The organism is Bradyrhizobium archetypum (assembly GCF_013114835.1).
In the GTDB taxonomy this organism is placed as follows: Bacteria; Pseudomonadota; Alphaproteobacteria; order Rhizobiales; family Xanthobacteraceae; genus Bradyrhizobium; species Bradyrhizobium archetypum.
Window position 1 is genome coordinate 139,031 of record NZ_JAAVLW010000004.1, and the last position, 26,132, is coordinate 165,162.

The window sequence follows — 26,132 nt, forward strand, 5'->3', positions numbered from 1 at the left end:
ACGCGGAGTTATTTTGCCGCCGGGCCCAACCGCAACACGCGCCCGTTCGAACTATCCGTAAGCAGCCACAGCGCGCCGTCCGGCCCCTGGCGGACGTCCCTGATCCGCTCGTGCAGGTTCTGCAACAGGCGCTCCTCCGACGTCACTGCATGGCCATTCAGTGTCAGCCGCACCAGCATCGCGCCACGCAGCGCGCCCGTGAACAGGCTGCCGTTCCATTTCGGAAACAGCTTGCCGGTATAGAAGGCCATGCCCGACGGCGCGATCGACGGCACCCAGTATTTGAGCGGCTGCTCCATGCCCTGCCTCGCCGTGCTGTCGTGGATCTTCGCCCCGGAGTAATCGATGCCGTAGCCGATCACCGGCCAGCCATAATTCTTGCCCTTGTCGATCAGATTGACCTCGTCGCCGCCGCGCGGGCCGTGCTCGATTTCCCAGAGTTCGCCGGAAGCCGGGTGGATCGCGAGCGCTTGCGCGTTACGATGGCCGTAGCTCCAGATTTCCGGCTTGGCGTCGGAACGGCCGGCGAACGGGTTGCCTGGTGGCACCGAACCATCGGGGGCGATCCGGATCACCTTGCCGAGATGATTGCCGAGACTTTGTGCCTGATCGCGATGGGAGAAATGCTCGCCGAGCGTGACGAACAGATTGCCGTCATCGGCCTGCGCGATGCGGCAGCCGTAGTGGTTGCCTGACGACAGCGGCCCCTGCTGGCGGAAAATCACCTTGACATCGTCGAGTCGGTCCTTGCCCTCACTGAGCTTGGCGCGCGCGACCGCGGTGCGCCCTCCACCCTCGGTCCGCTCGGCATAACAGAAATAGATGGTCCTGTTCTGGGCAAAGGATTTGTCGGTGACAACGTCGAGCAGGCCGCCCTGGCCTGACGCCCACACATCAGGCACGTCCTTAAGCGGCGCGGAGACTTGTCCTTCCGCCGTGACGATGCGCATGCGGCCGGGACGCTCGGTCACCAGCATCGTTCCGTCTGGTAGAAACGCCAGCGCCCATGGATTGACGAGGCCCCTTGCGATGGTCCGGACCTCGAGCTCGCCCGCCGAGGAGTCGAACGCCGGCTGCTCGCCGCGGGTGCCGGTGGCGATCAGGAACGAGACGGCAAGCAGAATCGCTACCGTCAAGGCGGCGGTCACAAGGCCGACGGGCGTCTTCATCCCAGTCCAGTCGCGATGTCGATCATCGCGCGTTCGCTAATGATGCAAACGAAAAAGGACGCAACCATTATGGAATGGGCATCGCGACGGTAGCCTTGATCGAGAGCACCGTCATGGTGACCACGAGGCAAAGCGAGAGCGTGCCGATTGCGAGCGAGGTGGCGATGGCACCAAGCAATCGGGAAGATGCAACGGGCGCACGACAGCCCTCGAAGCCGGCTGTGCCGGGTGACCGTATCATGGTCTAAATCCTTGTAACGCGGGACGAATCACCCGCGACTCACGACGTCAGGAAAATCTTGCAACGATCACCGGCAACATTGCGGCGACCAGAGGCTGAAAATGGCGGAATCGCGGCAAAGGCCAACGTTATACCCGCTATTTTTAACCTTTGGCGGCGCGCTCGCGCGAAAGTGAGGACGCCGGCGACAGGCGTGGCGCCGGTTATGCGCCGGCGGCGACACCGGCCTGGTCGTCGATTTCGGCCTCCGGCCGCCAGTCCATCGTCACGAAACCAGGGGTCTGCTCGACCCGGCGCAGCCAGGCGCGGATGGCGGGAAAGGTCGCGAGATCGTAGTCGCAGCGATCGGCGACGTGAGTGTAGCCGTACAGCGCGATGTCGGCGACCGTCAGTTGTCCGGCAGCGAAATAGGCACGGGTCTTGAGGTGGTTTTCCATCACCTGAAGCGCGGCATAGCCGCGCTCCATCCAGTCCTCCAGCGCATGCGTCTGCAGGTCGCGGCCACCCCTGACCAGCGACAGCCAGAAATAGGCGGCGCCGATATTGGGCTCAAGCGCGTGCTGCTCGAAGAACATCCATTGCAGCGCCTCGGCGCGCTCGACCCTTGATTCCGGCGCCAGCGACGTGCCGCCGCAGACGTACCACAGGATGGCGTTGGACTCGGCGAGATAACGCCCCTCGGCGACTTCCAGGAGCGGCACCTGTCCGCTCGGGTTCTTCGCCAGAAACTCCGGCGTGCGGCTTTCGCCGCGGAGGATGTCCACTTCGACCGCCTCATAGGGCGCGTTGAGCAGCGCCAGCGCAAGGCGGACCTTGTAGCTGTTGCCGGAGCGCTGCATCGAATAGAGCTTGTACATCGTCTTGGATTTCACCCCGATCGAGGAAGCACGCACGCCTCGGTTGCGCGCCCGCGCTGCCAGCGGTTCGCACCGCAACGCGGCTAAACAATGATGCCGATACGATTGCCTCGCAAGGCCCGCAGAATGGAAAAAGTCGAAAACCTCTGCCGCACTGCACGCGTGCAGAATGATTCCATCAACACGCTGGAACAACAAAGATCACGCTTGCGCGACGCGGGCCGCACCAAGCGCATGGCTCGCGCGGTCGAGGGCCGCGCGCCGCAGGACGAACACGTAGAAGGCCAGCTCCACCAGTAACCCTAAGGGTATGTAGCTGACGCCGGCGATACTGCGCGACAGCAGCGGCACGATCCAGGCCGCCGCGAGCAGGCTGATCTCGAAGTCGCGAAAGCCGTTGTTGAGCGCGTGTCGAGCAAAGAATGCGATCGCGACCGCGAGCACCACGAGGTCGTAGTCGAGCACGTAGGGTGTTGCGAGCAGGCTGCCCAGCGCCAGCGCTGCCGCCTTGAGCTCGAAGGCGGCATCGCTGCGCCACAGCCAGGCGAGGCTGGTCGCGAGCAGAGCAAGCAGCGAGGCCTGGACCACATAGGCAGTCGGCACGTTCGCGCCCCATGCGCGGACGGCCGAGAAGATCGATTGGATTTTCTGCCAGCCGGTACCACCTTGTTCGAGCACGACCGTCTGCGTGAAATTCATGGAGTCGGCGAAGGCATGCCAGATGCCGCTGCCGAGCATCGCGAAGCTGATCGCGACCAGCGCGACGACCGTGGCGGCCGCGGCGCCGATGGTGCGCCGGCGCCCGCCCGCCAGAAGCGCGATCGGGATCAGCACGCCGAATTGCGGCTTGTAGGCGAGCAGGCCGATCAGCACGCCGGCAAGCCATGGTCGTCGATCGAGCCAGTGCAGCGCGCCGCCGAGCAGCGCCGCGGTGAGAAATCCATTCTGACCATGGCCGACATTGATGAGCACTGCGGGAAATGCGGCGGCGACCAGCAACGTTTCCTGACGCGGCAGGATGGCGCGGATCGCTGTGAGGAAGGCGGCAAAACTGGCGGCCAGCCAGAGCGCCAGACCCCCAGCATAGGGAAGGGCGGCGACGAGCACGGCGATCGCAAAGAAGAACGGCGGGTAGTGCCAGCCATAAAACGGCACATCACGGCCACCGAACACCGCCTTCTCCGCCGCGTGCTGGAGCGCAGGCGCATAGGCGTCCGCAGCGCGGCCCTGCCACGTCAACAAGCCTGCCGCATAGACGTTCGAAAAATCGGTTCCGATCGGCTGGCCGGTGCGATCAATGGGGCCGTCGGAAACCGCGATCCAGGCGGCGAAGATCAGGACCGACAGGGCGAGCAGGATCAGGCAATAGGCGCGCATGCGCAAAGCCGTCAGCCATTTGCCGGATCGCAACCCTTGCCAGATATGAGTCATTTCACTGCGGAATTTTACGAATATTGCGCCGTATTGCTCCGACCGTACCGAGCGCGCTTTAACGTTCCCTAAAGTTCGCCGTTATTTGGCCAAGCTTCTTGCGATGCAGCGTCCTGCGCCTTAGGGTGCGCCGATCCCATCAGAAAGAGTCGTGCCGTCCTTCGCGTCACGACGTTTGCCAGGAGATGATGATGCCCTTCCTGTCTGCCTCGCTCGCCCGTGTGAAGCCGTCCGCGACGATCGCGGTCACGGACAAAGCGCGCGCGCTGAAAGCGGCGGGCCGCAACGTCATCGGCCTCGGCGCCGGCGAGCCGGATTTCGACACGCCCGCCAACATCAAGCTGGCGGCGATCCGCGCGATCGAGGCCGGCAAGACCAAGTACACCGATGTCGGCGGCATTCCCGAGCTGAAGGAAGCCATCATCGCCAAGTTCCAGCGCGAGAACGGCCTGACCTACAAGCCGAACCAGATCATCGTCGGCACCGGCGGCAAGCAGGTGCTCTACAACGCGCTGATGGCGACGCTCAACCCCGGCGACGAGGTGATCATTCCCGCGCCGTACTGGGTCAGCTATCCCGAGATGGTGGCGCTCGCCGGCGGCGAGTCGGTGCCGGTCGTGTGTCCGGCGTCGAGCGGCTTCAAGCTGCGGCCCGAAGACCTGGAAAAGGCGATCACGCCGAAGACCAAATGGATCATCCTGTGCTCGCCGTCGAACCCGACCGGCGCCGCCTATACGCGCGCTGAATTGAAGGCGATCACCGACGTGCTGGTGAAGCACCCGCATGTCTGGGTGATGACCGACGACATGTACGAGCACCTGGTCTACGACGACTTCCAGTTCGCAACACCGGCGCAGGTCGAGCCGAAACTGTATGAGCGCACGCTGACGGTGAACGGCGTATCGAAGGCCTATTGCATGACCGGCTGGCGCATCGGATATGCCGGCGGGCCGGCCGAGCTGATCAAGGCGATGTCGACAATCCAATCGCAGTCGACCTCGAACCCGTCGTCGATCGCGCAGTGGGCGTCGGTCGAGGCGCTGAACGGTCCGCAGGACTTCATCCCCGTGCACAACAAGGTGTTCAAGGAACGCCGCGACCTCGTGGTGTCGATGCTCAATCAGGCCAAGGGAATCGAATGCCCGCGGCCCGAAGGCGCGTTCTACGTATATCCGTCCTGCGCCGGCACCATTGGCAAGACCTCGCCGTCCGGCAAGGTGATCGCCAATGACGAGGATTTTGTCACCGAGCTATTGGAGAGCGAAGGCGTCGCCGTCGTGCAGGGGTCCGCGTTCGGATTGGGCCCGGCGTTCCGCATCTCCTACGCGACCAAAACCTCCGATCTCGACGATGCCTGCAAGCGCATCCAGCGCTTCTGCGGCAATTTGAAATAAGCATTCGCCACACAGGCCCGTTCCGCAGTTGGGCGGGACGGGTTACGGTTCGCACGAGCAATCGCGTCAAAAGGACGGTCGTCAAGTCACATCGCACGTGAACGAACACGCAATGTTTTGACGGCCTCTTGATCAAGCGCCATGTTTTCGACACGGCGCTTCCATCCTGTCCGCTCCGCTAAATTTATTCATCAACATGCGGAGACTGGGACACATGCGACTCCTGACATTGACACTCGCCACGGCGGCACTGATCGCGCCGATCACAAGCGCTGACGCGGCGCCGCCGGTTCGTGCCGGCATCCTGCAATGCCAGGGAGGCCAAAATGTCGGCTTCGTGGTCGGCTCGGTGGCGAGTCTCGAATGCGTGTTCCGCAGCGAAGGCCGCCGTCCCGAACCTTACATCGCCAAGGTGCAACGTATCGGCCTGGACCTCGGCGTCACCGAGCAGACCCAGTTGTCCTGGGCGGTCAATGCGCCGACCAGCCGGCTCGGGCGCGGCGAACTCGCCGGCAGCTATGGCGGCGTCGGCGCCAACGCATCGGTCGGCATCGGCGGCGGTGGCAACTTCCTGGTGGGCGGCCCCGCCAATGCCTACGCGCTGCAGCCGATCAGCCTGCAGGGACAGACCGGGATCAACGTCACCGCCGGCATCGCCGGCCTCGAACTGCAGCCGGTCCAGTTCGGCCCGCGCCGGCACGTTCGCCGGCATCACCGCCGCGGCTGAGAATGACACGTGAGGTAAGGGGCCCGCGCAAGCGGGCCTTTTCCATGGATGTCATTCCGGGGCGCGCGAAGCGCGAACCCGGAATCTAGAGATGATTTTACTCGATCGAGATTCTGGATTCGATGCTGCGCATCCTCCGGAATGACGTCGGCAAACAACGACTCCTCTGGCAAATTCTGGCACGGCGTGTGATGTTGTGGCATAGAACGGCGAGCGCCGCGGGCACGCCTTGTTCTTGATTCTCTGCTCGCATCAGCTTTTTCAGCCGGAGATTACCTCATGCGTCGTGCCCTCATCATTGCTGCTGCCGCGCTCGCCACGTTGGCTTGGTCGTTCGGCAGCGTCGGTGCGCAGCAGGTGCAGCGGGTGCAGGTCGGCGTGCTGGAGTGCCGCGGCGGCGCCAGCGTCGGTTTTGTCGTCGGTTCGGTCACCAATCTCGGCTGCGTGCTGCGCGCGGAAGGGATGCCGGAGGACCGCTATATCGCAACCATCCGCAAGGTCGGGCTCGATCTCGGCATCACCCAGGAATCGGCGCTGGCCTGGGGCGTGTTCGCACCCGTCGCGCGACTTGGCCCTGGCGGCCTTTCCGGCGATTACGTCGGCGCGCAAGGCAGCGCGACGCTCGGCGTCGGCGTCGGCGGCAACGTGCTGGTCGGCGGCTCCGCCAATTCGATCGCGCTGCAGCCACTCAGTCTGCAGGGTCAGGTTGGCGTCAGCATTGCTGCCGGATTGGAAAGCCTCGAACTCCGGCCGGGACGCTGAGCTAACCGCACTTCATTTTCACCACGGGCCATCTTGACCTGTGCCGGTGACGGTCTTAAAAAGAATGAATGTTCTTTTTAAGGAGGTCGCGAAATTGCTGCAGCATCAGCCAAGCCGGACCGCCGAATACATGGCCATGTTCCGGGCGTCGGAGCATGCGAAGGGTGCCGGACGACGTGTGTTTACCGATCCACTGGCCATCGCACTGTTGCCAGGAAGCTGGCGGCTATCCGCCAAACTGCTCGCGCTACGTCCAGTGGGTGAAGTGCTTGCCCGCTACATCGACCGGCAATGGCCGGGTGCGCGAACCTCCGGCATCGCGCGCACGCGGCTGATCGACGACTGGATCGAGGAATCGATCGGACAATCCGAGCAGGTCGTGCTGCTTGGTGCCGGCTTCGATACGCGGGCCTGGCGGCTCGCCGCGCTCGGTTCCGTCAAGGTTTTTGAGGTGGATCACCCTGCAACGGCAAAGGTGAAACGGGAGCGATTGCAGGCTGCCGGAGCCGATCTGAACCGGGCAACCTTCGTCGCCGTCGATTTCGAGATCGATAATTTCGAGCAGCGTCTGGGCGACGCCGGCTTCGATCCGGCGCGGCGCACGATCGTCGTGTGGGAAGGCGTCAGCCAGTATCTGACGGGCGAGGCGGTCTGCGGCGTAATGCGCTGGGCGGGCCGGCTTGCGCCCCGCAGCCGGTTCATCTTCACCTATGTTCATGAGGGCGCGATCGACGGCAGCGTCGCGTTCGATGGCGCAGATAAGGTCATCGCCAAGGTCGACGGTTCGGGTGAAGCTTGGCGCTTCGGCTTGCTGCCCAACGAATTGCCGGACTTCCTGCGTGAGCGCGGGCTGAGACTGATGAGCGATTTCGACGCCGATCAATACCGGGAGCGGGTGATGGGGCAGGCCGGCCGCCACATGCACGGTTATAGATTCTATCACACGGTGCTTGCGGAAGTCGGCGATGCCTAGGATATCCGCGGCACGCGCCAACGAGCAGCGCGGGCGCATCCTCGATGCTGCTTTGACATGCTTTGCGCGCGAAGGCTTTCATGCAGCAACCGTTCAGGACATCGTCGAAGAATCAGGGCTCAGCCCCGGCGCGATCTACGGATATTTTAAAGGCAAGACCGACATCGCGATGGCGATCGCTTCCGAACGCCACGCCATGGAACGCCGGCGCATGGAATTTGCGCTGGCCGCGCCGGATATCGACACAAGCCTGCGGCGCCTCGTCGAAGGATTCGTGCTCGAATTGCGCAATCCCAAGGAAAGGCGATGGCGCCATCTAGCCGTGCAGCTTTGGGCGGAGAGCCTTTCCAATCCACGATTAAGGCGCGAAGCGCTTGCGGGGGTTTCTCAGGCCGTGGACGTATTGGCGCCGATGATCGCAAAGGCGCAACGAGCACGCCGTTGGCCGCAGCATCTCGATCCGGCGTCGGCCGCCCGCGTCATGGTCGCGGTCTTGCAGGGCATTTCGCTGCAGCTTGCCTGGGATGAGCGCGTCGATATCGAGCGCATCGCCATTGCGCTGCGGATCATGCTCCATCCGTGTTCGGACGGATCGGGTGCGGCGACCGGTTGAGCGGGATCAGTCTGAGTTCCGGACCGGGAAGGCGGTGAGCGGACGCAAAAGCATATCTGATTCCCGGCGTGGCCGAGGTGGACGCCATAAACGACTGTATGCAGTGCAGCGACGTTTTCCCGCTTGCCAAAACCTCAGGACAGGCGGAGCATCAGAGGTCGCCGACCCAATCACGGGCCGAGCTCCAAACAGGGAGGCGGCAATGGGACAGGACGTCAGAAGTCCCCAAGGTCCACGGTGCATTGCACTGGTGGGCCCTTTCCAAAGCGGTAAAACCACACTTCTAGAGGCCATACTGGCGCGAACGGGCGCCATTAAAAATGCCGGCAGTGTCGATGCCGGAACTTCCGTCGGCGACGCCACCCCCGAGGCGCGCCATCACAAGATGGGGGTAGGCTTAAGCGCCGCCACCACCACCTTCATGGGCGACAATTACACCTTTATCGATTGTCCCGGCTCGGTCGAGTTCGCGCATGACATGCGCGCCGCGTTGCCTGCGGTCGACGCCGCGGTCGTGGTCTGCGAGGCGGACGAGAAGAAGCTGCCGCAACTGCAGATCATCCTGCGCGAGCTGGAGGATCTCGGCATTCCGCGTTTTCTGTTTCTGAACAAGATTGATCGCGCCAACAAGCGCATCCGCGAAACGTTGGCGACGTTGCAGCCGGCCTCGCGCGTGCCGCTGGTGCTGCGGCAGATACCGATTTGGAACGGCGATCTGATCGAAGGGTTCGTCGATCTCGCGCTCGAACGTGCCTTCGTCTACCGCGAGCACAAGCCGTCCGAAGTCATCGCGCTGGAAGGGGGCAATCTCGACCGCGAGAAGGAAGCGCGCTTCTCGATGTTGGAGAAGCTCGCCGACCACGACGATGCACTGATGGAGCAGTTGCTGGAGGATATCCAGCCGCCGCGTGATGCAGTATTCGACGATCTCGCCCGCGAATTGCGCGAAGGCCTGATCTGTCCGGTGCTGCTTGGCGCGGCCGCGCGCGAAAACGGCGTGCTGCGGCTGATGAAGGCGCTGCGGCATGAAGCGCCCGGCGTCGCCGAGACGGCGAAGCGCCTTGGCGCCTCGTCGCAAAAGGACGCGCTGGCCTATGTGTTCAAGACCGTGCATCTGCAGCACGGCGGCAAGCTGTCGCTAGTGCGGCTGCTCGCCGGCCATCTCGATGACGGCGCGACGCTGCAATCCTCCTCCGGCGAAGCCGGACGCGTGTCCGGCATTCTGGCCGTCAACGGTGCGCACGATACCAAGCGGCCTTCGGCGGAGGCCGGCGACACCGTCGCGCTCGGCAAGCTCGACGCGATCAAGACCGGCGACACGCTGTCCGGCGGCAAGACCGCGCCGTCCGCGCTGGTGCAGATTGCGCCGGCGCCGCCGGTGCTGGCGATGTCGCTGTCGGCGACCGACCGCAAGGACGACGTCAAGCTCGGCCAGGCGCTGCTGCGGCTGAACGAGGAGGACCCGTCGCTGACGATGATCCAGAATCCGCGCACCCACGACATCGTGCTGTGGGGGCAGGGCGAGATGCATCTGCGCGTCGCGCTCGAGCGTCTGCGCGACCGTTTCGGCGTCAACGTCAAGTCTCAGCCGCCCGCGATCGGCTATCAGGAGACCATCCGCAAATCGATCACCCAGCGCGGCCGCCACAAGAAGCAGTCCGGCGGCCACGGACAGTTCGGCGACGTGGTGCTGGAAATCAAGCCGATGCCGCGCGGCACCGGTTTCGAATTCCACGAAACGGTGGTCGGCGGCGCGGTGCCGCGCAACTATATCGGCGCGGTGGAGGAGGGCGTGGTCGATGGTCTTGCCAAGGGTCCGCTCGGCTTCCCCGTCATCGACGTGCAGGTGACGCTGACGGACGGCTCCTACCACAGCGTCGATTCCTCCGACCTTGCGTTCCGCACCGCGGCGCGGATCGGCATGAGCGAGGGACTGCCGCAGTGCCAGCCGGTGCTGCTGGAGCCGATCCATATGGTGGAGATCGTCTGTCCGAGCGACGCCACGGCGAAGATCAACGCCATCCTGTCGGCCCGGCGCGGCCAGATCCTGGGCTTCGATACCCGCGAGGGCTGGCCGGGATGGGATTGCGTCCGCGCCACTATGCCGGAAGCGGAGATCGGCGACCTGATCGTGGAATTGCGCTCGGCCACCGCCGGCGCCGGCAGCTTCACGCGCCAGTTCGACCGCATGGCCGAGGTCACCGGCCGCGCCGCCGACCAGATCATCGCCGCGCACCGCGTCGCGGCGTGAGCCTCCCTCTCCCCGTTCTTCACGGGGAGAGGGAGCGCACCGCGCTTGGCCGGGAGAGCAAGGCAAGCAGCGGCACCATCCGTCCGCTTGACATGCGCGGCAGGACACGAAATGGATCGCCTTCCAATTTCGTGGAAGAAGTCATGCCTGCTCGCGCCACCGAGAACGATCGTGCCTAAGCCTCCCGCCGCCTGCCTGATCGGATGGCCGGCCGCGCATTCGCGCTCGCCGCTGATCCATCATTACTGGCTGCGCACCCTCGGCATCGAGGGCGGTTATGTCATCGAGGCGGTGCCGCCCGATGAATTCAAGGATTTCATCTTCCGGCTATCGCTCCGCGGCTTCGTCGGAGCCAATGTCACCATCCCGCACAAGGAGCGCGCGCTGGCGCTGTCGAAAGCGGATGAGCGAGCCCGCGCCGTCGGCGCCGCCAATACGCTGTGGTTCGCGGACGGTGAATTGTGCTCGACAAATACCGACGTCGAGGGCTTCATCAACAATCTCGACGCCTGCGCCGGCGGTTGGGACAGATGCGATCAAGCACTGGTGCTCGGCGCCGGCGGCTCGTCGCGCGCCGTTCTGTTCGGCCTGCTCGACCGCGGCATCAAGCGCATTCATCTCGCCAATCGTACACCCGAGCGCGCCCGCGCGCTGGCGGATCAGTTCGGCGCGAGCGTTGTGCCCGTCGCGTGGGACGCGCTCGGCGATCTTCTGCCGCGCGCCGGGCTTCTGGTGAACACGACCTCGCTCGGCATGAAAGGTCAGCCGCCGCTCGAACTCGATGTCGGACAGTTGCCGCCGCAGGCCATCGTCGCCGACCTCGTCTATGTGCCGCTCGACACGCCGTTGCTGGCCTTAGCACGCACGCGCGGGCTAAAGACAGCCGACGGGCTCGGCATGCTCTTGCATCAGGCGGTGCGCGGCTTCGAGCTGTGGTTCGGGCGGCGCCCCGAGGTAACGGCAGAGCTTCGCGCGCTCGTCGAAGCCGATCTCACGAATACATGATCGGCCGATCGCAGACATTTGAGCCGGAATATTTTTGAAGGGCGGGGGTGAGTGGCTACGTCTGTGCCGCCACCGGAGATCCCAGCATGCCCGTCCGTCAGTTTCAGCTCGTTCGCCCGCTTGTCGCCTTTGCGATGTTGGCGGGTTCCACGCTCTACGCCATCGCCCAGCAACCGCCGACGCCGACGCGCGTTCGGGGCACCGTCGAAGCCGTCGATGGCGACGTGCTCGCGGTCAAGTCGCGCGGCGGCGAGGATGTCAGGCTGCATATGACCGGCGATGTCAACGTCGTCGGGATCAGCAAGATCGCGCTGTCCGACATCAAGGTTGGCTCCTTCATCGGCACCACCACGGTGCCGGGATCAGACGGCAGCCAGAACGCCGTCGAGGTGCATGTGTTTCCGGAAAGCATGCGCGGCACCGGCGAGGGCTCGCGGCCCTATGATTTGCGGCCCAACTCCACCATGACCAACGCCACGGTGGCCGAGTCCGTGGTCGGCAATGACGGTCACACTTTGACGATCAAATACCAGGGCGGCGAGAAGAAAGTCGTGGTCTCGCCGGAGACGCCGGTCGTGACCTATGTTCCCGCCGACAAGTCCGACCTCAAGGTAGGCGCCAAGGTGATTGCCTTCATGAAGAAGCTGCCGGACGGTTCGCTCGAGACCAGCCGCGTCAACGTCGGTCGCGACGGGCTGACCCCGCCGATGTGAAGGCGCTGCCCGGAATACCTGCTCCCGTGCGGTGTTTGCGTTGAGTTGGGCGCCAAAACACCTCGGGAGGAATACCATGCTGAAATCTTCTTCATGGCCGCGGGTGCTCGCGGCTTCGCTCGGCCTTGTCGCTCTGTTTGCAACGGAGGCTATCGCGCAGCAGCCGCCGACGGTGCGCATTCGCGGCACCATCGAAGCCGTCGACGGGCCGATGCTCTCGATCAAGTCGCGCGAGGGCGCCGACATGAAAGTGCGAATGACCGACAATGTCGCGGTGTTCGGCGTCGCCAAGACCGAGCTGTCGGAAATCAAGGAAGGCTCCTATATCGGCGTCACCGGCATGCCGGAACCGGACGGCACGCAGCGGGCGGTCGCGGTGCATATCTTCCCGGAGAACCAGCGCGGCGCCGCCGAAGGCTTTCGGCCCTGGGATCAGCGGCCGAACTCGACCATGACCAACGCCACCGTCGCCCAGACGGTGAAGGGCACCGAGGGCCAGAACATTCTGGTCAAGTACAAGGACGGCGAAAAGAAAGTCGTGGTGCCGCCGGGTACTCCGATCGTCACCTTCGTCGCCGGCGACAAGTCGGAGCTGAAGCCCGGCGCCAAGATCATCATCTTCGGCGCGGTGAAGAAGGATGACGGCACGCTGGAAGCCAATCGCGTCAATGTCGGCCGCGACGGAATTACACCGCCGATGTGATGCCGGGCGTGGCTCTATCCACACGTCGTCCCCGCGAACGCGGGGACCCATAACCACCAATGTTCATTGTTGGACGAGCTGGAGCAACAGCTTCGCACATCATCAACATCGGTGACTATGGGTCCCGGCTCGCGCTTCGCTTGGCCGGGACGATGGATAGAGTCCCACCTCAAACCGCCAGCACGTTGTCATTGATCTCGGCAATCGTGTTGACGCCGCACAACCCCATGGTCGTGAGCATTTCCTTGGCGAGGATGTCGATCGCTTTGGCGACGCCGGCCTCGCCGGCAGCCCCTAGGCCATAGGCATAGGCCCGGCCGATCATGCAGGATTTGGCGCCGAGCGCGAGCGCGCGCACCACGTCCATGCCGGTACGGATGCCGCCGTCGAACATGATCTCCATCTGCGAACCGACGGTGTCGACGATTTCAGGCAGCACCTCGATCGACGAGGGCGCGCCGTCGAGCTGGCGCCCGCCATGGTTGGAGACGACGATCGCCTGCGCGCCGGTCTTGGCCGCGATCTCGGCATCTTCGACGTCGAGAATGCCTTTGAGGATCAGCTTGCCCGGCCAGATCGAGCGGATCCAGTCGATGTCCTTCCAGTTCAACGACGTATCGAACTGTGAGTTGATCCAGGTCGACAGCGCGGTGATGTCCTCGCTCACCTTGAGGTGGCCTGCGAGATTGCCGAAGGTACGGCGCTTGCCGCGCAACACGCCGGAGACCCAGGCCGGCTTGGTCGCGAAATCGATCAGCTTCGCCAGCGACCATTCCGGCGGCACGGTCATGCCGTTCTTGATGTCCTGATGGCGCTGCCCGATCACCTGCAGGTCGACGGTCAAGACCAGCGCGCTGCACTTGGCGGCGATCGCGCGCTCGATCAGCGCCTTGATGAAGCCGCGGTCCTTCATGACGTAGAGCTGGAACCAGAACGGCTTGTCGACGGCGGCGGCAATGTCCTCGATCGAGCAGATCGACATCGTGCTCTGGGTGAAGGGAATGCCAGCGGCCTGCGCCGCGCGGCAGGCGTGGATCTCGCCGTCGCCATGCTGCATGCCGAGCAGGCCGACCGGCGCGAGAATCAACGGCATTGCGGCCGGCTCGCCGAGGATCGTGGTGGAGAGGTCGCGCTTGGAGACATCGACCAGGATGCGCTGGCGGAACTTGATCTGCTGCAGGTCCTCCGAATTGGCGCGCAGCGTATCCTCGGTGTAGGAGCCGCGGTCGGCGTAGTCGAAAAACGCCTTGGGAACCCTGCGCTTGTGCAACTGGCGCAGATCCTCAATGCAGGTGATGTGCTTCATGGACGTCCCGGCCCCTTCTTGAATTTCGCGGTGGTGTCGTCATCTAGCATGGTTGGATGGCGAGCCAAATCGCATCACGATAGGCCATTTCCGACCGGGGAGGACATCCCATGACCGGCCCGCGCCCCACTGCCCCTGCCAAGCCCGGCCCGGCGGATCGCGAGGAAAAGCGCCGGCTTGACGATGCCCTAGAGGAGGGGCTGGAAGAGACCTTTCCGGCGTCCGATCCGGTCAATGTCATACAGCCAGCGCCGTCAAAAGCGGACCGCCACGTCAAGCGATGGAACTAGCGGCGCGCCGCGGGACCATCTTTTTTCCAAAATAGCCATTTACAACAACTGGTTATATGTCAAAAGCTGCCGATGGCTGCCGTAATGATTCATCATATTTTTTGAAGTCATTTTGGCGGCCGAGGAATTATAACCGATGCACGCTACGATGGAGCGCGTTCGGGGTGGCCTTCGTGGCCTCAAAGGAAGTCCCGGAATGGCTGGGGGGCACATGAGCCGCAAATATTTCGGTACCGACGGAATTCGGGGCCGCGCCAATGGTTTGATCACGCCGGAGCTCGCGCTCAAGGTGGGGCAGGCGGCCGGCCTGGTGTTTCAGCGCGGCGATCATCGCCACCGTGTCGTCATCGGCAAGGACACGCGCCTCTCCGGCTACATGATCGAATACGCCATGGTGGCCGGCTTCACTTCGGTCGGCATGGACGTGCTGCTGCTCGGTCCAATGCCAACGCCGGCCGTCGCGATGCTGACCAAGTCGATGCGCGCCGATCTCGGCGTGATGATCTCGGCCTCCCACAATCTGTTCGAAGACAACGGCATCAAGCTGTTCGGCCCGCAGGGCTTCAAGCTATCCGACGACGTCGAGAAGCAGATCGAGCAATTACTCGACGAGCCGATCGATCGGCGTCTGGCGCAGAGCGCGAGCCTCGGGCGCGCCCGCCGCATCGACGGCGTCCATGACCGCTACATCGAATTCGCCAAGCGCACGCTGCCGCGCGAGCTCTCGCTCGACGGTCTGCGCGTCGTGATCGATTGCGCGCACGGCGCGGCCTACAAGGTGGTGCCGGAGGCGCTATGGGAACTGGGCGCGGATGTCATCGCGATCGGCGTCGACCCTGACGGCTTCAACATCAACAAAGAATGCGGCTCGACCTCGCCGGAAACGCTTGCCAAGAAGGTGCGCGAAATGCGCGCCGATATCGGCATTGCGCTCGACGGTGACGCCGACCGCGTCATCCTGGTTGATGAGCGCGGCCATGTCGTCGACGGCGACCAGTTGCTCGCGGTGATCGCGCAGAGCTGGAATGAAGAGGGCCGGCTCGCCAAGCCGGGCATCGTCACCACCGTGATGTCCAATCTCGGCCTCGAGCGTTTCCTCGAAGCGCAGGGGCTCGGCATGGTGCGCACGCCGGTCGGCGATCGCTACGTGCTCGAGCAGATGCTCGCGCAGGGCTATAATCTCGGCGGTGAACCCTCGGGCCATATCATCCTCTCCGACTATGCCACGACCGGCGACGGCTTCGTCGCCGCGCTGCAAGTGCTGGCGGTGGTGCAGAAGCTTCGCCGTCCGGTGTCGGAAGTCTGCCACCGGTTCGACCCGCTGCCGCAGATTCTGAAGAACGTGCGCTACCGCTCCGGCAAGCCGCTCGACCATGCCGAGGTGAAATCGGCGATATCAGACGGCGAGAATCGCCTTAACGGCCATGGTCGCTTGTTGGTCCGTTCGTCCGGCACCGAGCCCGTGATCCGCGTGATGGGCGAGGGCGACGACCGTGACCTGGTCGAGGACGTCGTCGACCAGATCGTCAACGCGCTCGGCCACGCCGCGGCGGCATAAGCGCGCTTTATCCTGCCGGCGCAGAATCGTTGATCGGCGGTGCGCAGTGGCGCATCGCAGCTATCGGCTATTGATGCTGGTCGCCACCAGGCGTGCGGCGTAAGAGACTGGTATCGCCCGTCCGCAGAATGCTTGCAGGAACGCGCCGTTGAACAAGTCCGTTATCGTGTCAGAGGAAGCTGCGACCACGCCGGTGATCGTCGCGGACGTCGCGCCGGGTCGCGTCGCCAAGGCGGCAGGGCCGGCCTATATCGTGCTGGCCGGAATCAGCTTCTCGCATTTTCTCAACGACACCATGCAGTCGTTGATCGCGTCCGTCTATCCGATCCTGAAGGACGCGTACGCGCTCGACTATGCGCAGATCGGCATGATCACGCTGGCGTTCCAGTTCACCGCATCGCTACTGCAGCCCGTGGTCGGGCACTTCACCGACAAGAAGGCGCAGCCGTTCTCGCTCGCAATCGGCATGGGCTTCACCTTCTTTGGATTGCTGCTGCTCAGCATCGCGCACCTCTATCCTGTCATCCTGGTCGCGGCGGCGCTGGTCGGGCTTGGCTCTGCGGTGTTTCATCCGGAATCGGCGCGGATCGCGCGCCTCGCTTCGGGCGGGCGCTACGGCTTCGCGCAATCGGTGTTTCAACTCGGCGGCAGTTTCGGCACGTCGATGGGGCCGGTGCTGGCGGCCTTGATCGTGGTGCCGTTCGGCCAGCCGAGCATCGCCTGGTTTTCATCGATCGCATTCCTGGCGATCGTGATCCTGTGGCGGATCGGCGTCTGGTACAAGCCGCAGATCACGCCGAAGAAATCGGCTGCGGTGGAGCGCCATCCGGACCTGCCGGATTCCCGGCGCGTCAGAACAGCGCTCGCGGTGCTGGTGGCGCTGCTATTCTCCAAACAGCTCTACGTCTCAAGCCTGTCGAGCTATTACATCTTCTATCTGATCGACAAGTTTCAGGTGTCGACGCAGGCGGCCCAGCTCTACCTCTTCCTGTTTCTTGCCGCCAATGCGGTGGGCGCGTTCTTTGGCGGTCCGCTCGGCGATCGCTTCGGGCGCAAATACGTCATCTGGTTCTCGATCCTCGGCGCGCTGCCGTTCACGCTGGCGCTGCCATATGCCGGTCTCTATGCGAGCGCCGTGCTGACGGTGTTCATCGGCCTGATCATTTCCTCGGCCACGTCGTCGATCATCGTGTTCGCGCAGGAGCTGATGCCGCATCGCTTCGGGATGATCTCGGGCGTGTTCTTCGGCGTCGCCTTCGGCATCGGCGGACTTGGCGCGGCCGTGCTCGGCAAGCTCGCCGACCATACCGGCATCGCCTTCGTCTATCACCTCTGCGCGTTCCTGCCCGCGCTCGGTCTGCTTGCGGTGTTCCTGCCGAAGATTCGGCCGGCGAGCAGCGAATAGGGAGTGGCGAGTAGCGCACAAGAAAAGGGTGCTTCTCTACTCGCCAGTCACTATTCGCCACTCGCGCTTCATCAACACATCATTAGGACGTATGGCGGTGTCCGCTCATTTGTCGTTGTTGCAAGTGCATCGGAGATTCGTGTCGCAAACCGCGCCGTGAAAAAAGTCAGAGATTGTCAACCTTAAAAATTAGGGTTAAGCGCCGCTTAAGCATTTGATGGCATCGTCCAATCCGTGAGTTTTTGAAGTGGGGCCCGTTTGCAGTCAGCCTCACCGGACAAAGGACAAGCCGATGCGTAGCGTTAAGTCTTTCATTGCCGCCGGTGCGGCCACTTTGTTGTCCCAGGCGGCTTTGGCTGCCGACATGGCGATTGCGCCGCCCCCTTATGCTCCGGCTCCGGTGGTCGAGGATTTCGGCGGCTGGTATCTGCGCGGCGACATCGGCTTTTCCAATCAGCGCGTGAAGGACGTTCACTATGGCCGTGAATCCGCCTACTCGCAGCTCACCTCGTTCCAGCAGCAGTCTGCGTTCGACACTGCGGGCATCTTTGGTGTCGGTGTGGGGTACCGGATCAACAACTGGTTCCGGGCTGACGTGACCGGTCAGTATCGTGGCAACGCCAATTTTAAAGCGACCGACCGGTTCACCGGAACGGCCGGCGGCGTCGCTTACAATGGGATCGACAACTACGGTGGCAGCAAGTCCGAGTGGCTGGTGATGGCCAATGCCTATGTCGATCTCGGCACCTGGTGGTGCATTACCCCGTTCATCGGTGCCGGCGTCGGCGGCGCGCGCGTGACGATCTCGAATTTTACCGATACGGGAACGAACAGCCTGCCATTCACAACGACGAGCTTCGCGAGCGCGCCGGCCGGCTCGAAGTGGAATTTCGCGTGGGCAGCCCACGCCGGTCTTGCCTATAGCGTCAATCCGAATCTCGTGCTCGAACTTGCCTACAGCTATGTCAACCTGGGTGAGGGACAGACCGGCATTCTCTCGGACTTCAACGGCGTGACTACTAACAACGTTTTCAAGTTCAAGGACATCACCTCGCACGATCTGAAGCTCGGCGTGCGTTGGAATCTGGAATCTCCGCAGGTCTATGCGCCGCCGCCGGTGGTGCGCAAAGGTTAATCGCGACTTCCATTCCTTAACGGTTGCCGAACGGCGCGGGGCACTTCCCGCGCCGTTTGCTTTTGACCGGGGCGATGAGGGCGGCGCGGGCGGCGGAAAATGTTTGCTCATTTTCCGGCAAGATTGCGCCAATCAGAGGGCGCGACAACGATTGATTAAGGTTAACAGGCGATGATCAGCGCAAGTTTAGAGTTTCCGATGGAGCGTTGCGATGCGTCGATTCTTGCTGGTGGCTGTGATGTGTGGAACGGCGAGTGTGGCCCAGGCGGCCGATATGTCGGACCTGCCGTTTCTCCGAGGCAGCTTCACCGAGGGACTCAGCAGAAGCAACGTCAACTGGGGAGGCGGCTATATCGGTGGCCACGCTTCTCACGGCGCGGCGGACATGGACTTCACCAATTCCGGCCAGGACTTGCTCGCCAAGCTCTTGAACAATATCGATCTGGAATCGCAGTTCAACATCTCGAAATGGCCGTTGGCTGGCAAGGCCCATATGCAAGGCAGCGGCTACGGCGGGTTCGTCGGTTACAATTGGCAGTGGACTGAAGCCGTCGTTGCCATCGAATTGAACTATACCCATGGCAATTTCTTTGGAGCCAACAGCGGCTCGCAAGCCCGCTCGTTTCAGTATCCGACCGACTACGTGTCCTCCGCTACCGTATCCTCGAGCGCCTCGATGAAGGTCACCGATTACGGCTCGCTGCGGGTGCGCGGCGGATACGCGATCGACAGCTTCTTGCCCTACGGATTTGCCGGCATTGCAATGGGGCAGGCGAACATCAACCGCAGGGCCGATTATGCCGCTTACTATCGATATGTCGGTAGTCCCCTTACGCCGCGTCCCGATTACGCGGGCGCCGCCAGTCTGACGGACAACGCCAACTCTCATTTCATCACCGGCTTCGCCGGCGGTGTCGGCGTCGATGTGATGCTATATGCGGGCCTTTTCCTTCGCGCCGAGTGGGAGTATCTTCGGTTTACTTCGACTGTCGATACCACCATCAACACGGTCCGCGCCGGCCTTGGCTACAAATTCTGATCTCGCCGGTCACGGGGCCGATCCGGCGCGTTGACAGATTTGTCGCCGCTTGTTGCAGTGTCGCTCTAGCAAGGACGACGGCGCATGAAGGTCTACGGCGATACCAATTCCGGCAATTGTCTGAAGGTGAAGTGGGTGTGCGACCATCTCGCGCTGCCCTACACCTGGATCGCGATCGATACGCTGAAGGGCGAGACGCGGACGGCGGAATTTCTCAAGCGCAACGGCGCGGGCCAGGTGCCGACGATCGAACTCGACGACGGCCGCTCACTGGCGCAATCCAACGCGATCATTCGTTACCTTGCCCGCGGCTCCAGCCTGATCCCTACGGATGCGTTCGCGGAAGCCAAGATGGACGAGTGGCTGTTCTGGGAGCAGTACAGCCACGAGCCCTACATCGCCATCTGCCGCTTCCAGATGTTCTATCTGAGGAAGCCGGCTTCCGATCTCGATCCCGACAAGGTCAAGCGCGGCTACGCGGCGCTGGCGCGGATGGAGCACCAGCTCGCGCTGACGCCATTTCTGGTCGGCGATGCCGTTACGCTCGCCGACATATCGCTGCTGGCCTATACCCGCGTGGCCCATGAGGGCGGCTTCCATCTCGACGGCTGCGTCGCGGTGCGCCGCTGGATCGGCGAGACCGAAAAGTTCCTCGCCCTGCCGCCGGCGCGCTGACTTCACCGGAATGCATCATGACTGAGATTGCGAAAGTCACCATCCGCCGTGCGCGCCGCGCGGACGTCGGCGCCATCGTTGCCATGCTGGCAGACGATCCGCTCGGCGGCGCGCGTGAGCGGATCGAAGATCCGCTGCCGCAATCCTATTTCACAGCGTTCGAGATGGTCGAGCGCGACCCAAACATTCAACTGGTCGTCGCCGAGGACGGCGAGGGCGCCGTGGTCGGCTGCCTGCAACTATGCATCCTGCCGGGGCTGAGCTCGCAAGGCGCCTCGCGCGGCCTGATCGAGGATGTCCGCGTCGCCAGCCATTGCCGCAGCCGCGGCATCGGCGAGCAGATGGTGCAGTGGGCGGTTGCGGAAGCGCGTGCGAACCGCTGCAAGCTGGTCGAATTGCTGACGCATCAGACCCGCGTCGATGCGCAGCGATTTTACGAACGATTGGGCTTTGCGCGCAGCCATGTCGGCATGACCTTGCGATTTTGATCGCCATAGCGTTTTCGAGCGAAGTGGCCGTTCGCATAAAGAAAGCGCCTCAGAACAAACTCAGCCAACTGCGGTTGAGGTACCTTTGCGATGACCGCCTGAGGTAGTCGTCGCTATCGGATCCGGTTAACAACCGATAAACTACGCATGCGTCCGTGATTTTACGGACAGGAACGTCTCCGCTATTCCGGCGTCTGCCTCGGGGCTTGGGCAGCTTGGGGATTTCCGATGAAAAAATATTCGATTGTCAGGATCGGAAGTGAGTATGTCGTGCAGGCTGGCGAGAGCAGTATTTTGAAAGTCGCAAGCCGCCGGGAAGCGGCCAAACTGGTCACCGATGCCGCTGAACTCCTGCAGCAGGAGGCGGCGCCTGACGTGGACGAGTCCTCATCAATCGACTGTGATTCGCCTGAAGTTCCTTGACGGGACGGCGTGATTCCCTTAATGACCGCCGCGGGACACCTCCCCCCAACGGGAGGCTTACTATCTGGAAGGGTAGATCATGACCGTAGCGAAGCCCGCTTCGCGGCCGAACGTGCCGCATTTTTCCTCCGGCCCCTGTGCCAAGCGCCCCGGCTGGAATCCCCAAAATCTCAAGGACGCTGCCCTCGGCCGCTCGCATCGCGCGAAGCTCGGCAAGGCCAAGCTCAAGCTCGCGATCGAACTGACGCGTGAAGTGCTTGAAGTGCCGGCCGATTACAAGATCGGCATCGTTCCGGCGTCCGATACCGGCGCGGTCGAAATGGCGCTGTGGTCGCTGCTCGGTGCGCGCCCGGTCACCACGATCGCCTGGGAATCCTTCGGCGAGGGCTGGGTCAGCGACATCGTCAAGGAACTGAAGCTGAAAGACGTCACCAAGCTGCATGCCGGCTATGGCGATCTTCCCGATCTCAGCAAGGTCGATCCGGCGTCCGACATCGTCTTCACCTGGAATGGCACCACCTCGGGCGTGCGCGTGCCGAACGCCGACTGGATCAGCCCGACCCGCGAAGGCCTCACCATCTGCGACGCGACTTCGGCCGCTTTCGCGCAGGCACTCGATTTCGCAAAGCTCGATGTGGTGACGTTCTCCTGGCAGAAGGCGCTGGGCGGCGAAGCCGCGCACGGCATGCTGATCCTCTCGCCGCGCGCAGTGGAGCGGCTCGAGACCTACAAGCCGGTATGGCCGCTGCCAAAAATCTTCCGTCTCACCAAGAGCGGCAAGCTCAACCAGGGCATCTTCGAGGGCGAGACCATCAACACGCCGTCGATGCTGTGCGTCGAGGATTATCTCGATGCCCTGAACTGGGCGAAATCGATCGGCGGCCTGAAAGCCCTGATCGCGCGTGCCGACGCCAACACCAAGGTGCTGTCGGACTGGAAGGCGAAGACGCCGTGGATCGATTTCCTGGCGAAAGATCCGGCGATCCGCTCCAACACTTCGGTGTGCCTGAAGTTCGTCGATCCCGCGATCACCTCGCTGACGGCGGATGCGCAGGCCGAGTTCTCCAAGAAGCTGGTGGCGCTGGTCGAGAAGGAAGCCGCCGGCTACGACTTCGCCTACTACCGCGATGCGCCCGCGGGCCTGCGGATCTGGTGCGGCGCCACCGTAGAAGCCTCCGACGTTGCGCTATTGACGCAGTGGATCGACTGGGCGTTCGCCGAGGCCAAGGCCGCGCTGCCGAAGGCGGCTTGATCGTCACCCTCCCCTGGAGGGGGAGGGTCGACGCACCGTAGGTGCGGCGGGGTGGGGCGAAAGCCTCTCAACCCGGCGCACAGCGAATTCAAATCGACAGCTTCATCCCACCCCGGCGCTATGCGCCGACCCTCCCCCCAGGGGAGGGTGAAGGAAACATTCAGATGTCCAAACCCAAAGTTCTCATTTCCGACGCGCTCTCTCCTGCGGCCGTGCAGATCTTCAAGGACCGCGGCATCGAGGTCGACTTCCAGCCCAACCTCGGCAAGGACAAGGACAAGCTCGCCGAGATCATCGGCGACTACGACGGCCTTGCGATCCGCTCCGCGACCAAGGCGACCGCCAAAATCATCGACAAGGCCAAGAAGCTGAAGGTGATCGGCCGCGCCGGCATCGGCGTCGACAACGTCGAGATACCGGCGGCCACCGCCAAGGGCATCATCGTGATGAACACGCCGTTCGGCAATTCGATCACGACCGCCGAGCATGCGATCACGCTGATGCTGGCGCTGGCGCGCGAAATTCCGCAGGCCGACGCCTCCACGCAGGCCGGCAAGTGGGAGAAGAACCGCTTCATGGGCGTCGAGATCACCGGCAAGACGCTGGGCGTGGTCGGCTGCGGCAATATCGGATCGATCGTTGCCGACCGCGCGCAGGGACTACGCATGAAGGTGGTCGCGTTCGATCCGTTCCTGTCGCCGGAACGCGCCAAGGACATCGGTGTAGAGAAGGTCGAGCTCGACGAATTGTTCAAGCGCGCCGATTTCATCACGCTGCATACGCCGCTGACCGAGAAGACGAAAAACATCATCGACGCGGCAGCGATCGCCAAGATGAAGAAGGGCGTTCGCATCATCAACTGCGCCCGCGGCGGTCTGGTCGACGAGCAGGCGCTGGTCGACGCGCTGAATTCCAAGCATGTCGCGGGCGCCGCCTTTGACGTGTTCATCGAGGAGCCCGCCACCAACAACGTGCTGTTTGGCCATCCCAACGTGATCTGCACGCCGCATCTGGGCGCTTCCACTACCGAAGCGCAGGAGAACGTGGCGCTGCAGGTCGCCGAGCAGATGTCCGATTATCTCCTCACCGGCGCGATCTCGAACGCGGTGAACTTCCCCTCGATCACGGCGGAAGAGGCGCCGAAGCTGAAGCCGTTCATCGAGCTTGCCGAAAAGCTCGGCTCGTTCGCCGGCCAGCTTACCGAGAGCGGAATCCTGAAGACCCAGATCACCTATGAGGGCGCCGTCGCCGAGATGAAGATCAAGGCGATCACGTCGGCGGTACTGTCAGGCCTGCTGCGGCCGATGCTCGGCGAGGTCAACGTGGTTTCCGCGCCGGTCGTCGCCAAGGAGCGCGGCATGGTGGTGGACGAGATCGTGCGCGCGGCGCAGAGTGATTATGAAAGCCTGATCACCGTCACCGTCATCACCGAACGGCAGGAACGCTCGGTGTCCGGCACCGTCTATCACGATGGCAAGCCGCGGCTGGTCGACATCAAGGGCATCCGGGTCGACGCCGAGTTCGGCAAGTCGATGATCTATGTCACCAACGAGGACAAGCCCGGCTTCATCGGCAGCTTTGCCAGCCTGCTCGGCGCGGCCCAGATCAACATCGCCACCTTCCATCTCGGCCGCGTCAAGCAGGGTGGCGACGCCATCGCGCTGGTCGAGATCGACGGCCCTGTGCCCGCTGACGTGCTCAGCAAGGTGCAGGCATTGCCCCAGGTGAAGCAGGCCAAGGCGCTGGCGTTCTAAAACCGTCGCGCAAAAACGCCGAGCGAACCTCGATGGGAGCCGAGGCTCGCTTGGAGCCGCAAGGATCAGCATTCTTGCGGACTCCTGGCTGGCGCGTGGTGCCGCCGCACGCGCACGGCGACGGTGCCGCCGCAGTCTTGCCGCAAATCCTGATCGAACCCGTTTCTCCTTCGCTGCGTCTCATCACCGGGGATGGTGGGCCCTTTCGCGCGCCGCCATCAGGTGAGCAGCTCAGGAGAAATTCCATGCGATTGATTGCGAACGGTTTTTGGACGACGAGCCTCGTCGTGCTGATGGCGCTTGCAGCCGGCGGAGCGCGGGCGGCTGAGCTACCGGCCAGTTCGGCGGTCGATGCCGTCACCGTCTATCCGGACGGTGCGAGCATCACGCGGGTCGTCACGCTCGATCTGCCGGCCGGCGAGCATTCCGCCGTTCTCAAGGATTTTCCGCTCACGCTCGATCCGTCGTCGCTCCGCGTCGAAGGCGAGGCGGGTACAAAACTCACGATCGGCGCGATCGATGCCAAGCCGCCGCGCGCGGCGCCGCCGGTCAATCTGCCTGAGCTCGACCAGCGCATCGAGGCGCTGAAGGACGAGCGGGCCAATCTGCAGGGCGTGATCGATGCGGCGACTGCACGGCGCAAATTCGCCGAGCGATTTGCGGACAGTTCTCCCGCCGGGATCGGCGACAAGGGCGAAGCGCGGCCGATCGCCGAATGGCGCGCGGCGTTTGCCGCGGTCGGCGAAGAAATCGCCAGCGCCGATGCCGCGATCCGCGATGCCCAGCGCAAGCAGCGCGAGCTCGACCGCGAGATTGCGCGTCTCGAACAGGACCGGGCGCAGAAACCGCCGAACAGACTGGAAGTCCGGATCGAACTTGCCGCGGCGGCTGCGACCAAGGCGACGCTGCGGGTGACCTATGCGGTGCGCAACGCGCGCTGGTCGCCGCTCTATGACGCCCGTCTCGATACTGGAGCCAAGGATCGCAAGCCGACGCTGGAGCTGGTGCGCCGCGCCGAAATCACGCAGGCCACCGGCGAGGACTGGTCCAATGTCGCGCTCAGCGTCTCGACGGTGCGCACTGCGCGTGGCGGCAGCGCGCCCGAGCTCAATTCGCTGTTGGTGCAGTACCCGCAACCGCCGCGGCCTCAGGCGTCCGTCAGCGGCGCGATGGATAACAACAGGCAGTTGCTGCGTGCGGCGCCGGCTCCGGCATCCAAGATGGCGGAATCGGTTGTCGAGCGCGCCGAGGAGCAGCAGGCCACCGCCGATGTCAGTGGCTTCCAGGTGGTGTTCAGGATTCCCGGCCGCGTCAGCCTCAGTGCCAGCGAGGGCGCCAAGAGCCTGCGCGTTTCCACCGCCGCCATCGCCCCTGAGCTTGCGGTGCGCGCCGTGCCGGTGAAGGACCCGACCGCGTTCCTGGAAGCAAGCTTCAAGCAGAACGAGGACGCGCCGCTGTTGCCCGGCCGCGTCTCGATCTATCGCGACGGCGTCTTCGTCGGCCGCGGGCAGATGGCCGCCGCAAGCAAGGATGAAGCCGTGCGGCTCGGCTTCGGCGCCGATGACAAAGTCAAGATCGAACGTACCGTCCTCAAGCGTAACGAAGGATCGGCCGGCCTGCTCGTGACGACGTCGAAGACCGACGAGCGCGCGTTCAAGACCATCGTGCGCAACGGCCACGATTTCCCGATCCGGGTCGCGATTGAGGATCAGTTGCCGGTCAGCGAGACCGAGGAAATCCAGGTCGAAATGCTGTCGTCGACGACGCCGCCAACGACGTCCAATCTGCGCGACAGACGCGGCGTGTTGGAATGGACCTTCGAGGCCAAGCCCGGGGAAGTCAGGGACGTCAACTTCGCCTGGCGCATCCGCTGGCCCAAGGACAAGGGTGTGGTGGTGGTGCCGGCGGGGTGAGGTTAGAAGACGCTCACATGCTCTCGTCATGCCCCGCGAAGGCGGGCATCCAGTA

General features: G+C 63.5%; 25 protein-coding genes. 20 read left to right on the top strand and 5 right to left on the bottom strand.

The features are described 5' to 3' along the window. Positions 1 to 8: 8 nt before the first annotated feature. The 4 genes from HCN50_RS13395 to HCN50_RS13410 form a co-directional block, all read right to left on the bottom strand. Positions 9 to 1,169, bottom strand: a complete 1,161-nt coding sequence (locus HCN50_RS13395) for a PQQ-dependent sugar dehydrogenase (protein WP_171710139.1) — start codon at positions 1,167 to 1,169, stop codon at positions 9 to 11. Positions 1,170 to 1,236: 67 nt separating this feature from the next. Then, complete coding sequence (locus HCN50_RS13400) at positions 1,237 to 1,410, bottom strand: hypothetical protein (RefSeq protein ID WP_171710140.1); 174 nt, start codon at positions 1,408 to 1,410, stop codon at positions 1,237 to 1,239. Between the two features lie 203 nt (positions 1,411 to 1,613). Continuing rightward, complete coding sequence (locus HCN50_RS13405) at positions 1,614 to 2,267, bottom strand: glutathione S-transferase family protein (protein ID WP_171710649.1); 654 nt, start codon at positions 2,265 to 2,267, stop codon at positions 1,614 to 1,616. Positions 2,268 to 2,468: 201 nt separating this feature from the next. Further along, on the bottom strand, positions 2,469 to 3,698 hold the full coding sequence (locus HCN50_RS13410; protein ID WP_171710141.1) for a glycosyltransferase family 87 protein: 1,230 nt from the start codon (positions 3,696 to 3,698) through the stop codon (positions 2,469 to 2,471). Between the two features lie 191 nt (positions 3,699 to 3,889). Here HCN50_RS13410 and HCN50_RS13415 point away from each other — a divergent pair, with 191 nt between their 5' ends. From HCN50_RS13415 to HCN50_RS13455, 9 genes are all read left to right on the top strand, one after another. Beyond that, complete coding sequence (locus tag HCN50_RS13415) at positions 3,890 to 5,092, top strand: pyridoxal phosphate-dependent aminotransferase (protein WP_171710142.1); 1,203 nt, start codon at positions 3,890 to 3,892, stop codon at positions 5,090 to 5,092. Positions 5,093 to 5,306: 214 nt separating this feature from the next. After that, positions 5,307 to 5,819: a DUF992 domain-containing protein gene (locus HCN50_RS13420; protein WP_171710143.1), complete on the top strand. Its 513-nt coding sequence runs from the start codon at positions 5,307 to 5,309 to the stop codon at positions 5,817 to 5,819. Between the two features lie 279 nt (positions 5,820 to 6,098). Then, complete coding sequence (locus tag HCN50_RS13425; RefSeq protein WP_171710144.1) at positions 6,099 to 6,581, top strand: DUF992 domain-containing protein; 483 nt, start codon at positions 6,099 to 6,101, stop codon at positions 6,579 to 6,581. 64 nt (positions 6,582 to 6,645) lie between these two features. After that, positions 6,646 to 7,554: a class I SAM-dependent methyltransferase gene (locus tag HCN50_RS13430; RefSeq protein ID WP_210264916.1), complete on the top strand. Its 909-nt coding sequence runs from the start codon at positions 6,646 to 6,648 to the stop codon at positions 7,552 to 7,554. Then, a complete protein-coding gene (locus HCN50_RS13435; protein WP_171710146.1) occupies positions 7,547 to 8,167 on the top strand; it encodes a TetR/AcrR family transcriptional regulator in 621 nt (206 codons plus the stop codon). The genes HCN50_RS13430 and HCN50_RS13435 overlap by 8 nt, the downstream gene beginning before the upstream one ends. Positions 8,168 to 8,369: 202 nt before the next feature. After that, positions 8,370 to 10,418 carry an elongation factor G gene (locus HCN50_RS13440; RefSeq protein ID WP_171710147.1) on the top strand — a complete coding sequence of 683 codons (2,049 nt, stop codon included), beginning with the start codon at positions 8,370 to 8,372 and terminating at the stop codon, positions 10,416 to 10,418. A 171-nt stretch (positions 10,419 to 10,589) separates the two neighbouring features. Then, complete coding sequence (locus HCN50_RS13445; protein ID WP_311968042.1) at positions 10,590 to 11,423, top strand: shikimate dehydrogenase; 834 nt, start codon at positions 10,590 to 10,592, stop codon at positions 11,421 to 11,423. Between the two features lie 134 nt (positions 11,424 to 11,557). After that, positions 11,558 to 12,136 carry a hypothetical protein gene (locus HCN50_RS13450; RefSeq protein ID WP_376700288.1) on the top strand — a complete coding sequence of 193 codons (579 nt, stop codon included), beginning with the start codon at positions 11,558 to 11,560 and terminating at the stop codon, positions 12,134 to 12,136. Positions 12,137 to 12,212: 76 nt separating this feature from the next. Continuing rightward, entirely contained in the window at positions 12,213 to 12,839 is a 627-nt protein-coding gene (locus tag HCN50_RS13455) for a single stranded DNA-binding domain-containing protein (protein WP_171710150.1), read from the top strand. 169 nt (positions 12,840 to 13,008) lie between these two features. On the opposite strand, the gene HCN50_RS13460 is transcribed toward HCN50_RS13455, so the two are convergent. Beyond that, entirely contained in the window at positions 13,009 to 14,145 is a 1,137-nt protein-coding gene (locus tag HCN50_RS13460) for an alpha-hydroxy acid oxidase (RefSeq protein WP_171710151.1), read from the bottom strand. A gap of 110 nt (positions 14,146 to 14,255) precedes the next feature. On the opposite strand from HCN50_RS13460, the gene HCN50_RS13465 reads away from it, so the two are divergent. From HCN50_RS13465 to HCN50_RS13515, 11 genes are all read left to right on the top strand, one after another. Then, positions 14,256 to 14,435: a hypothetical protein gene (locus tag HCN50_RS13465; RefSeq protein WP_171710152.1), complete on the top strand. Its 180-nt coding sequence runs from the start codon at positions 14,256 to 14,258 to the stop codon at positions 14,433 to 14,435. A 211-nt stretch (positions 14,436 to 14,646) separates the two neighbouring features. Beyond that, positions 14,647 to 15,993 (top strand): phosphoglucosamine mutase, encoded by a 1,347-nt coding sequence (gene glmM / locus HCN50_RS13470; protein ID WP_171710650.1) that lies wholly within the window; start codon positions 14,647 to 14,649, stop codon positions 15,991 to 15,993. 148 nt (positions 15,994 to 16,141) lie between these two features. After that, positions 16,142 to 17,398: an MFS transporter gene (locus tag HCN50_RS13475; RefSeq protein ID WP_171710153.1), complete on the top strand. Its 1,257-nt coding sequence runs from the start codon at positions 16,142 to 16,144 to the stop codon at positions 17,396 to 17,398. Positions 17,399 to 17,690: 292 nt separating this feature from the next. Further along, positions 17,691 to 18,533: an outer membrane protein gene (locus HCN50_RS13480; RefSeq protein WP_171710651.1), complete on the top strand. Its 843-nt coding sequence runs from the start codon at positions 17,691 to 17,693 to the stop codon at positions 18,531 to 18,533. A 211-nt stretch (positions 18,534 to 18,744) separates the two neighbouring features. Further along, entirely contained in the window at positions 18,745 to 19,572 is an 828-nt protein-coding gene (locus HCN50_RS13485) for an outer membrane protein (protein ID WP_171710154.1), read from the top strand. A gap of 84 nt (positions 19,573 to 19,656) precedes the next feature. Next, entirely contained in the window at positions 19,657 to 20,247 is a 591-nt protein-coding gene (locus HCN50_RS13490; protein WP_171710155.1) for a glutathione S-transferase family protein, read from the top strand. 17 nt (positions 20,248 to 20,264) lie between these two features. Beyond that, complete coding sequence (locus tag HCN50_RS13495; protein WP_171710156.1) at positions 20,265 to 20,735, top strand: GNAT family N-acetyltransferase; 471 nt, start codon at positions 20,265 to 20,267, stop codon at positions 20,733 to 20,735. 228 nt (positions 20,736 to 20,963) lie between these two features. Next, positions 20,964 to 21,158 carry a hypothetical protein gene (locus tag HCN50_RS13500; RefSeq protein ID WP_171710157.1) on the top strand — a complete coding sequence of 65 codons (195 nt, stop codon included), beginning with the start codon at positions 20,964 to 20,966 and terminating at the stop codon, positions 21,156 to 21,158. Positions 21,159 to 21,237: 79 nt separating this feature from the next. Beyond that, the gene (locus tag HCN50_RS13505; protein WP_171710158.1) at positions 21,238 to 22,410 is read left to right on the top strand and encodes a phosphoserine transaminase; all 1,173 of its coding nucleotides are present in this window, start codon (positions 21,238 to 21,240) and stop codon (positions 22,408 to 22,410) included. A gap of 164 nt (positions 22,411 to 22,574) precedes the next feature. After that, a complete protein-coding gene (gene serA, locus HCN50_RS13510) occupies positions 22,575 to 24,164 on the top strand; it encodes a phosphoglycerate dehydrogenase (protein WP_171710159.1) in 1,590 nt (529 codons plus the stop codon). A 245-nt stretch (positions 24,165 to 24,409) separates the two neighbouring features. Beyond that, complete coding sequence (locus tag HCN50_RS13515) at positions 24,410 to 26,077, top strand: mucoidy inhibitor MuiA family protein (RefSeq protein WP_171710160.1); 1,668 nt, start codon at positions 24,410 to 24,412, stop codon at positions 26,075 to 26,077. The last annotated feature ends 55 nt before the right edge of the window (positions 26,078 to 26,132 follow it).